This is a genomic window from Paraburkholderia sp. UYCP14C (assembly GCF_004197395.1).
Taxonomy (GTDB): domain Bacteria; phylum Pseudomonadota; class Gammaproteobacteria; order Burkholderiales; family Burkholderiaceae; genus Paraburkholderia.
The window spans coordinates 68,231-78,071 of the sequence record NZ_SELS01000028.1; the positions used below are offsets into that span (position 1 = coordinate 68,231).

General features: G+C 62.3%; 8 protein-coding genes and 4 pseudogenes. 5 read left to right on the forward strand and 7 right to left on the reverse strand.

Annotated features, from left to right (window positions below; all coding sequences use genetic code 11):
* Window positions 1-125: 125 nt before the first annotated feature.
* Window positions 126-440 carry a hypothetical protein gene (locus EVC45_RS24480; protein ID WP_129960810.1) on the forward strand — a complete coding sequence of 105 codons (315 nt, stop codon included), beginning with the start codon at window positions 126-128 and terminating at the stop codon, window positions 438-440.
* A gap of 69 nt (window positions 441-509) precedes the next feature.
* On the opposite strand, the gene phaZ is transcribed toward EVC45_RS24480, so the two are convergent.
* Complete coding sequence (gene phaZ, locus EVC45_RS24485) at window positions 510-1,808, reverse strand: polyhydroxyalkanoate depolymerase (RefSeq protein ID WP_129960811.1); 1,299 nt, start codon at window positions 1,806-1,808, stop codon at window positions 510-512.
* A gap of 303 nt (window positions 1,809-2,111) precedes the next feature.
* Between phaZ and EVC45_RS24490 the strand changes: the two genes are divergently transcribed.
* Window positions 2,112-2,351 carry a hypothetical protein gene (locus tag EVC45_RS24490; protein ID WP_129960812.1) on the forward strand — a complete coding sequence of 80 codons (240 nt, stop codon included), beginning with the start codon at window positions 2,112-2,114 and terminating at the stop codon, window positions 2,349-2,351.
* A gap of 43 nt (window positions 2,352-2,394) precedes the next feature.
* Here the strand turns inward: EVC45_RS24490 and EVC45_RS24495 are convergent.
* The 3 genes and pseudogenes from EVC45_RS24495 to EVC45_RS24505 form a co-directional block, all read right to left on the reverse strand.
* Window positions 2,395-2,556 (reverse strand): annotated as a pseudogene (locus tag EVC45_RS24495) (transketolase); the annotation flags it as partial.
* A 32-nt stretch (window positions 2,557-2,588) separates the two neighbouring features.
* Window positions 2,589-3,914 (reverse strand): MFS transporter, encoded by a 1,326-nt coding sequence (locus tag EVC45_RS24500; RefSeq protein ID WP_129960813.1) that lies wholly within the window; start codon window positions 3,912-3,914, stop codon window positions 2,589-2,591.
* 116 nt (window positions 3,915-4,030) lie between these two features.
* Window positions 4,031-4,315 (reverse strand): annotated as a pseudogene (locus EVC45_RS24505) (SDR family oxidoreductase); the annotation flags it as partial.
* Between the two features lie 59 nt (window positions 4,316-4,374).
* Between EVC45_RS24505 and EVC45_RS24510 the strand changes: the two are divergent.
* Window positions 4,375-4,518 (forward strand): annotated as a pseudogene (locus EVC45_RS24510) (short-chain dehydrogenase); the annotation flags it as partial.
* Here EVC45_RS24510 and EVC45_RS47675 read toward each other — a convergent pair.
* Window positions 4,496-4,735, reverse strand: a pseudogene (locus tag EVC45_RS47675) (LysR family transcriptional regulator); the annotation flags it as partial. The pseudogenes EVC45_RS24510 and EVC45_RS47675 overlap by 23 nt on opposite strands.
* A gap of 20 nt (window positions 4,736-4,755) precedes the next feature.
* On the opposite strand from EVC45_RS47675, the gene EVC45_RS45740 reads away from it, so the two are divergent.
* Window positions 4,756-4,896: a hypothetical protein gene (locus tag EVC45_RS45740; RefSeq protein ID WP_168991523.1), complete on the forward strand. Its 141-nt coding sequence runs from the start codon at window positions 4,756-4,758 to the stop codon at window positions 4,894-4,896.
* 445 nt (window positions 4,897-5,341) lie between these two features.
* Here EVC45_RS45740 and EVC45_RS24530 read toward each other — a convergent pair whose 3' ends face one another.
* Window positions 5,342-5,854 (reverse strand): PRC-barrel domain-containing protein, encoded by a 513-nt coding sequence (locus tag EVC45_RS24530; RefSeq protein ID WP_129960816.1) that lies wholly within the window; start codon window positions 5,852-5,854, stop codon window positions 5,342-5,344.
* A gap of 744 nt (window positions 5,855-6,598) precedes the next feature.
* Between EVC45_RS24530 and EVC45_RS24540 the strand changes: the two genes are divergently transcribed.
* A complete protein-coding gene (locus tag EVC45_RS24540) occupies window positions 6,599-7,591 on the forward strand; it encodes an ABC transporter substrate-binding protein (RefSeq protein ID WP_129960818.1) in 993 nt (330 codons plus the stop codon).
* 140 nt (window positions 7,592-7,731) lie between these two features.
* Here the strand turns inward: EVC45_RS24540 and EVC45_RS24545 are convergent, their stop codons facing one another.
* Window positions 7,732-9,738: an alkaline phosphatase family protein gene (locus EVC45_RS24545; RefSeq protein ID WP_129960819.1), complete on the reverse strand. Its 2,007-nt coding sequence runs from the start codon at window positions 9,736-9,738 to the stop codon at window positions 7,732-7,734.
* Window positions 9,739-9,841 lie beyond the last annotated feature (103 nt).

Here is a 9,841-nt window from a genome sequence, read left to right on the forward strand (position 1 = left end):
CTTCACCGCGCTTGACCCACGTCAATGACCGCCTTTCGCACAAGAACAAGATAGGCCCATAGCGAGCGCCCGGACCGGTGTGTATCGGGAACAGGCCCGATCAATGATCGTACCGGGAGGCGAAGATGGGCATCGACATGCAGATCGTCTACCTCGGCTTCGCGGGTGCCGCGCCGCTCGAAGCGGAAGCAGGTGCGCAACTGGTGCGTCTCGCGCGGTTCGGCGCACTCGTGTCGCACTGCCATCTCGCCATCGAGGCGTTGCGGCCGGAATCGGCGCATCCGTTCTATGCCGTGCGGCTCGATCTGGTCACGCGCACGCTAGAACTCAGGCCCGTTGCGCACAGTGCTGGCGACGACGCCGAAGCGGCGATCCGCCGTGCATTCGATGCGGCGGAAACGGCCCTCGAAGCAGCGATCGGCATGGAGGGCGGGCACTGAGTCAACCTGCGTCGTGACGTTACGTTCAACGATTGCCCGATGCGTACTGCCGACGTTTTCTCAACTGCCTTATGCCGACCTGTGGCTTGCCGGAACCCCGGCCGCGCGGCGCGGCCGCCGAACCTCCAGCGCGGCGTGCTCGACCTCGCGCCAGAATTCGCGGAGCCCCGGATAAACCGCGTCGCGCCAACGCGGCCCGATGAACAGATCGTAGTGATTGCACTGCTCGATGGTCAACTGCCGCGCGGGCCGCATCGGCGATGCATCGCACAGCGCATGCGCGCAATGCGTTTGCCCCGCGCCGGTGATCTCGTCGCTGTCGCCCTCGATCGTGCACAGCGGGGTATCGCGCAGCGCGGCGATCCGCACCGGACGTCCGGCGACCGACCACAAATCGCGCGGCAATAGATGTTCGTGAAACACCACACGAAGCATATCGAGGAAATAGCACTCCGCCATGTCGAGGACCGCGGCATATTCATTGGCCGAGCGCAGCGCCTGCTGCGCACCGGGCATGTCGCCGACGAGCCAGCGGGACCAGTAATCCGCTTCGAGTCGCAAGTGCCGCTCCGGATGCGCGGCAAAAATCGCGGCCTGCTGGATGAACCCCGGATACACGAGGCGTCCCGCGCCGCGATACGGCGGTGGAACGATGTCGATTGCATGGTCGTGAAACCACTCGAGCGTATGCGAACTCGCGAAGCGGTCCATGACGGTCGGGTTCAACCGCGTATCGATCGGGCCGCCGAGCAGCGAGACGCTCGCGATCGGCGCGGCCTCGTCCGTGGCAAGCAGCGCCGCGGCGCCCAGCGCGGGCACGCTCGCCTGACAGATCGCGACCACATGAACCGGCGACCCGAACGAGCACGCGGTGCCGACGAAGCTTTCGAGCGCCTGTACGTAGTCGGCGAGCGAAAGCGGGCCCGCCTCGCGCGGCACGTCGCGCGCGTCTGCCCAATCGGTCACGAACACGTCACGTTCTTCGAGCAGTGTTTCGACGGTCTCGCGCAGCATGACCGAATGATGGCCGGCGAGAGGCGCGCACAACAGCACCGGCAGCTTTGCGTCGGCAGGCGGCGTAGACGGGTTGCGCCTGAACCTGAGCAGCGTGCCGACCGTCAACGAGGCGACGACGCTTTCGTCGACCGCAACGCGGCTACCGTTGGCGGCAACGGAGTGGATTGCGAACGGCGGCGTTCGCTCGAAAGCGCAGCTCGACCTGAGCAGCCAGTGGCTGAACGCGTCGGCCGCCTGTTCCGGCCCGAGCCAGCCCGCTTGCGCGTTAGGCACCGACCCCGATTCGGTCAGCATTCCCCCGACCATCGCGCGAGCGAGGCGTTGCTGTGCATCGATGAAGGCGTACCACATGATGAACTCCGGCGTTCGTCGATCATGAGGGCAGCGTTGCCGCACGGGCACGAACTCGTGACGCGGATACGCTCGCAAAGCTTACCGCGAAACGTCGGGGCGAGGGGCGCGAAATCGGCGCGCACGCGGTGCGTTTTCACGCGATGGCGTGAGTCTGAAGCGAAGCTGAAGGCATCGGGCGAGCGCGTGATGTCTAGTGTCGCTCACGGTTCGGGTCGACGCTTGACGTGGATCAACGATAGAGGCGTGGCACAGTCTTACGCTGACGGTGGCAGCCGCTCGCGACAACAGGAGGAGCATCCAATGAGCATCTCAGCAAACGCGCAGCAAGGAACCTGGTCCGTGAGTGTCGAGACGGAGGAGGCACAGGAAGGCGGATTTCAGGCGACGATCCATGTCAAACATACGTCGCCCGAAGGTGATTTCGAACGCAGCTTTCATCAATCGCGAGTGTTCGCCGTCGAAAGAGAAGCGGTACTCGAAGGACTGCGCGAAGGCATGACATGGATCGCGCTGAAGACGACGCGGACCATCGGCGTGTAAAGCCGAACCGGCCCGCGCGGTGTCGTGACGACTTGTGTCGTCAACGCATCGCGCCGAAGTAAGCGACGGCCAGCACGTCGGCAATATCGAGCGCCTGGCCGATATAGCCCTGGCCCTGTACTTCGCCCATCAGCAACGCGTTGCGGCGGATGCGGTGGGCACGCTCGGCGAGCGTGACCGACTCGGTGATGGTCTCAGCGTCCATCGGTAACGCCTGTAGCAGGTCGTGAAAGAGAATCATCGGTTCACGGATCGGGCGGGCACCAGAAAGACCAGCATCGCGCCCAGCGTCACCGAGACGGAAATGAAGATCAGCCCGGCGGTGGACTTGCCGGTCAGATCGTTGAGCCAGCCGACGATCGCCGGAGAGAAGAAGCCCGCGAGGTTCGCGAAGCAGTTCACCGCGGCGATGCCTGCCGCGGCGGACATGCCGCCGAGCAGCGCGGTCGGCAGCGACCAGAACTGCGACGACGACGCGAGAATGCCCGCCGACGCGACGCTCAGACACACGATCGACGCACCGACGCTGCCGAGCAGCGGCAACGTCGCGAAGCCAGCGGCGGCGACCAGCATCGGAATCGCCAGGTGAAAGCGACGCTCGCGGCGGCGATCGGCGCTCATGCCGATCAGCGGCAACGCAACGATCGCGCACAGATACGGAATCGCGGTGAACACGCCGACCCACAAAGGATCCGCAACGCCGGCCTTGCGGATGATGGTGGGCAGCCAGAAGGTGAGGCCGTACTGGCCCAGCACCACGCAGAAGTAGATCGCCGCCATCAGCCACAAGCGCCGGTCGCCGATGAAGTCGCGAATCGAGACATGCGAGACCGTCTGTTGCGCATCGTTCGCGACGTTGCGTGCGAGCAGCGTTTTCTCCGCGTCGCTCAACCACTTCGCTTTGGCGATGCCGTCGTCGAGATACAGCAGAATCGCGATGCCGAGCACGAGCGAGGGCAACGCTTCGAGCAGGAACAGCCATTTCCATCCCGACATCGCCCACGCACCGTGCAGCGAATGCATGATCGCGCCGGACAGCGGCCCGCCGATGATGCCCGCGAGCGGAATCGCCATGAAGAACAGCGACAACGCCTTGGCGCGGCGCTCCGCCGGAAACCAGTAGGTCAGATAGAGGATCACGCCGGGCGCGAAGCCTGCTTCGGCCACGCCGAGCAGAAACCGCAGCACGTAGAACGCGTTGGGCGACCTGACGAACACGAAGCTCGCGGAGATGACGGCCCACGTCAGCATGATTCGCGCGAGCCAGCGGCGCGCACCGACGCGGTGAAGAATCACGTTGCTCGGCACTTCGAACAGGAAGTAGCCGAGAAAGAAGATGCCGGCGCCCATCCCATACACCGTTTCGCTGAAGCGCAGATCGTTGAGCATCTGCAGCTTCGCGAAGCCGACGTTCACGCGGTCCAGATACGCGCCGAGATAGCACAGCATCAGGAAGGGAATCAGCCGGCGGGCGACTTTCGCATAGGTCCGCGCTTCGAAGCTGAGCTTGTCGTTTCGCGGCGTTACGTTGCTGGCAACGGTCGCGGTGTATTTGGCTTTCATCGATGTCTCCTGGGTGCCACGGCAGGCGCTGTTGCGCGTGCCCGCGGCCACGTGCCCCGGATTGTGTTCCGGGTGCGTTGCTCGTGCCGAAACGCGCCGACTGGCGGCGCGCGGCGTCAGTGGGTCAGCATGCCACCGTTGACGTCGAGTGTGATCCCCGTCAGGTAGCTCGACAGGTCGCTGAGCAGAAACAGGCACGCGTTCGCGACGTCGGTGGGGTCGCCGAGCCGGCCGAGCGGAATGCCTTTGATGATGTCCTCGCGCATCGCGGGCGTCAGCTTGTCGCCGGTGATGTCCGTTTGGATGAGGCCCGGCGTGATCGAGTTCACGCGGATATGATTCGCGCCGAATTCACGCGCCATCGCTTTGGCGAGACCGAGCACGCCCGCTTTCGCGGCGGCCGCGCAGATTGACGTCGACGATCGCGTCGAAGTCCTTGCCGCCGATGTCGAGCGTGCGCACGCCGTACATGTCGCAAGCGGTGCTTCCGGCGATGCAGGAGCACAACGGCAGCATCGTCTGCATGTCGTCGGTATCGGCGCAGCGCGGCGGCGGCATCTTCGGTGGCCCGCATTACAGCAGATCAGCCGATGCGACAGCAGGTCCTCCGGCGTCTTCACCGGATACTGTGCGAGGTACTTCGGCGACGCGAGCGGCGCGATGAATTCGCCGCGCACCGTTTTGACTTCGACATGGGTCCAGTTACCGTAGCCGTGGCGCACGTCGATATCGTAGAAGCCGTTCGGGAACGACACGTTTTCGTATGAGCAGGCGACGTTCAACTGGATGTCGTCGTTCGCTTCCTGGAACGACGACAGCCTTGCGCAGGAGACAGACCGCCATGCATTATCCGTTTTTCCTCCGCCTGTTCAGCAGTTACGACGCGGTATTCAACGCGTTCAAGGCCATCACGAAAGACTTTTCAGCGCAGGAGCGGCTTGCGCTGTTTCATAACAATGCCGAGCGGGTTTATCGGCTTTGACGGGTGCGAGGCCGCAGCACGTTAGCGCATTGTGGCTTCGCTTTGCTGCTCGTTCGTTTGGTTCGGGGCGTTCGTCGGAACTCCTGACGGCGGCAACTTTGCACTGTCGCCCGGTTGTGGCGGCGCCAGACAGGCGGCGACAGATCGCACATCTCGACGCCCCCCATTACGCCCCGCGTACGCACAGCAGGCGCCGACCACAAAAGCGCCCAATGCGGGCAGCGGAAGCGCGAGCGTCAGAAATACAGAACCCGTGCCGATAGCCACCCACGCCACGTAGGAGAGATTTTTTCGATTAGCTAGTGTGCGTCGGATCATCGTCATTGCACCTCCGCTGCGCGGTAGTCTGCCGGCAGCTGATTTGACATCGCGCTCGCACCTCTTTGCCGCCAACAACGTGGCGTGCGTGAGGGGATTGGTGCTCGAGGCGTCTTGATGAGTGTCCTTAGATCCCGGTCGTCGGATCGACACGTGTGGCGGGATCGTTTTCGACGACAGCGCGTGTGGCTTCCCAGTACGGTTCGCGGTGATAGAACTGGTGCACCGACGTGCCCCATGCGCGGTCGGCCATCGATGGCCAATGGTCCTTGTCGAAGCCCGGCGAGCTTTTTACCTGCTCGGCCGTTGCGTCCAGCTGGAAGCACTTGCGGTCGGTGTCGAGTGTCAGCGAGCGCCACGGAATCGCATGCAAGGTTCCGCCGATACCGAGAAAAGCGCCCTCCGTCAGCACCGCGTATGCGATGCGGCCGCTGCTCACGTCGAGCATGATGTCGGAGATCTTGCCGAGGTCCTGACCGTCGGAAGATATGACCTTATTGCCGTCGAGCGTGGCGGCGGCCATGACCTCCGGTCCGGGACCGTCGCCGACGCCGACGTCGCCGCCGGCGATACGGGCGCCGCTGCCCGGCTGGGCGGGAGTCGCGGAGGCGTTCGGGTCGAGGGGATCGAGCGGGTCCATGACGAAACTCCTGATTTCCACGGAATACCCGCACTGCGCAAGATGCGTACCTGATACAGGATTCGAAGACTAGAATGAAACCACGCCGTGTCGAGACGGCTGCGCTGCGCCCGGACAGGGGGAGCGATCATGCGTTGTGGAATCGTTGGTCTATGCACTGGCCTGGCGGGCGTTTTTGCGCTGTCCGGCTGCGTCTATTACGGCCCCTATTCGTACTATCCGGGAGCGGGTGGCTATTACGCCTGCACCAATGGCACCGCCGCCGTCAACACCACGGCCACCACTGGTTCTGCGACTGGCAACGCGCCTATGCCGCCGAGCGGGACGGCCGGCGCGAATGCGACGCCAAACGCGTTGCCGTTGTCTGGACAGAATTGCACATACGTCGCGGTGCCTGCGCCTGCTTATTACGGCTACCCCGGGTACTACGGCTACCCCGGGTACTACGGATATCCAGGCTATTACGGTTATCCCTACGGCTATCCATGGCCAGGCTACTACGGATGGTGGGGACCGTCAGTAGTGATCGGAGGCTATTGGGGCGGTGGCTATGGCCATGGCTATTACGGCCACTGGCACGGAGGATATGGCGGGCATTGGCATTGAGCAGCCAGTACGCCATCAACGGCCGCTTAAGAAGATGCAAAACGTAAATATTGAGTCGATATAAACATATCGAAATAGAATGATTCTCAGCGCGGTTGTTCGTCGCTACGCTGTGTTGCACATCGACAGCGAGGACCTATGACCGCATCTGATTCAACGTCCATTTCCACACGGCGGCGCACGCTGCTTCGTGCGCTGGCCGCGACGCCCTTCGCCGCGGTATCCGCGTTTGCCAGTACGAGCGATGCCCGCGCCGCGGAAAACGTGACCCTCGTGCTCGGCGATCAGGCCGGTGGCACGCGCGCCCTCGTGGAAGCGGCGAAAGTGCTGGACGGCACGCCGTACGCGTGGCGCTGGGCCAACTTCCAGGGCGCGGCACCGCTGTTCGAAGCGCAGCGCGCCGGTTCCGTCGATCTCGCGCCGGCGGGCGACTTGCCGGTACTCGCGGCGGCCGTCGGCGACCCGTCGCTGAAAATCGTCGCGACGCGAGTAGGGTCGGGCGCGCAACTCGGTATCCTGGTCGCGCCGCACTCCACGATCAGTTCGGTCTCCGATCTAAAGGGCAAGACGGTGTTCGTGTCGTCGGCGCGCGGCAGCATTTCTCAGTTTCAGCTGTATGGCGCACTGGCCGAGGCGGGTTTGTCGAAGGACGACGTATCGGTGCGCTTCATTCTGCCCGTCGATGCGTTCGCGGCCTTCGCGTCGGGTTCGATCGAGGTTTGGGCGACGTTCGATCCGTACTACGGCATCGCCGTGCAGCGCGGCGGCCGCGTGCTGCGCGACGGCACCGGCATCAACAGCGGGCTCGGCTTCATCACGGCATCGGGCGGCGCTCTGGCGGACCCGCGCAAGCGCGCCGCGATCGCGGACCTGCTGTTACGTTATCAACGCGCGGGCGACTGGGCGATCGCAAATCCAGAGGCCTACGCGCAGATCTATGCGACGCTCACGCGCTCGCCAATCGATGCCGCGCGGCAGATCACGAAACGGGCGGCGCTGAAGCAGCATTTCGTCAACGACAGCGACATCGACGCGCTGCAAAAAGTCGCGGATCGCGCTCAGCGTGACGCGATTCTGCCAGGCCGCATCGATGTGCGCGCGATTTCGGAGACTCATCTTACCAACGCATGATCTCGTCTCGGCGGAGCGTGACGCCCGTCTGTTAGAGAATCACCGACGTTAAATGACGGAGGCCGAGCCTTCGCCATTCAACGTCATCCTATTGGCTCGATGCGAAGCATTCACAGCGCCATTATTCCTGTCCGGCGCAGTTAGAACGGGAACATTCCAGCCCCGCCCGCTTTGCCACTGTCCGTATCCGCATCGGACTCCCTGGCGTGCCGGAACCGGAATGCATCGAACAGGTCTCCAAGCGCCGGTGCATTCGTGGGGACGTATGGGCTGGAGGGCAACTGAACGGGGTTGGGAAGGTTGTCACGGCTGCGCGACGTGATAGGTCCCAGCGACCAGTTCCTTTCTATGAATTTTATGAGCGAAACGTGATCCGAATAGTCGTGAACCACCCGGCCGCCACGCGAATAGGGCGACACGACAATGAGAGGAATGCGTGGCCCGTCCCCGAAGAAGTCAACGGGTTGAATGTAGCCAGAGTCATAGTAGCCGCCTCCCTCGTCGGTCGTAATGAAGATTGCAGTGGATTCCCACAACTCGGGATTCGCCTGAACCGAATCCATGATCTTATGCACGAATCCCTCATAGAGACCAAACTTCGAAGAAGCCGGATGTCCGTCGAGTAACCCACCCGGTTTCACAAACGAAACCGCGGGTAGCGTGCCGTTTGTGATGTCCGAATACAGGTTCGTCGTATCCTGAAGATGCGCGGCCACCAGTGACGGATCGGTCATGATCGCCGTCTCGTAGAGAAACGGATTGCAAATATTGCAGTAGACGCTCGTTGACGGACTGTTTACGAAGCTGGTCCAGCCCTCGCCATAGTACTTCCATGAAACATTGCGCTCGAGCAGGGTATCGGCGATAGTGCGCACCGGCGAAGGCGGAATGGTGAATGTACTCGTATTGACGCTACCGTCACCGTTGTAGCCAGGGTTGTAGTTATTCAGCAGATAGTACGTGCCGGGCGCGCAATTGGCATTGGGGTGATACGGCAGGCTGTCGAGGTAGTGTCGGATTGCGCCCACTCCAGGTTGCTTCGGATCCGAGCAATTGCTATACGACCCACCCGAGTAGCCGTCCTCCTTATACCAGTTGTTGGTGCCGGGCTGCGGCCGCGGGTTTTCGACCTCGTTCTGGGGAGGGGTCGTCGGATTGCCGTTGCCGTCCGTGTAATAGAGCGCATCGGCCGTGCCGATCATGATGCTGTTCGCGCCCGTACCGCCCATCACCGGTTGATGATAGTTGTCGCTGATCGTGTATTTGCGCGCGAGCTCCGTGAAGTAGGGCATGTCGCCATGATTCACGTTATAGAATCCGAGCGCGGTTGCGCCTTCGTTGGTCGACTGATCGTTGAAGTCTGCGGCCTGCGCTTTGCCATTCGATCCCGCGCCTATCGAAACCTCCACCCACGCAAACAGATCCATGCTGCAACCGCTCGGGTTATCGGACGTCGCGTGGGCGACGTTGCAGTCGGCCTGCTGCCAGTTCTGATAGAAGCGATGGACCGGACTGTTCATGTATTGGTCGTAGTTCGGACCGACACGTGAGATCTGATAGGGACCATTCTGCAGGTTGTACAGGTTCGAACCAAAGCGCGTATCAGGAACGTCTTTGGGGAGGCCCGTTGCCCCCGTAGTCAATTGAGTGACATCGGCAGTTTCGAGGGCATACCCTTCGACTTTCTGTGCCGCCGCAAGTGTTGCAAACGGCGGCGGACTCGCGTCGCTTGCAGCGCTCGGCGCCGAGCCCGTGTTCGGCGCGGGCAGTGTCGAGTAAGGGTGCTTCGACTCTGGGCTGGCGTCGAACCGTGACGGATTCGTGGCCTTGGCCATGTATTGCTCAGCGAGCTTGAAGTTGGGTCCTGGCCTGCCGTCCGCCTTGATAATGCCCTTGGACAACAGGTTGGATATGGTCTGGCCACCGCTCGGCTGATAAGCGCCGAACACGTGATCGAAGGTCCGGTTTTCGCCCACGATGACGATGACATGTTTGATCGGCGTTACCGTGTCCGAAGATCTATCCATCGTGGATTGAGGCTTGCTGTCCGCCGCAGAGCAGTAGATTGCCGCAGCCGCTAGCGAGACCGCGCTCAGCAAGGCCAATACGGAAGGTCGAGGGAATGTCGATCTTGATGTCTGGATCATGGGGATCTCCATTGAAGCGTTGAACTTCTTTGCATGACTGTTGAACCGCGTCTACCTCTCTTCGAGTCATTGCGGCGTGTTACAGCCTGGAAAACTAGACCTT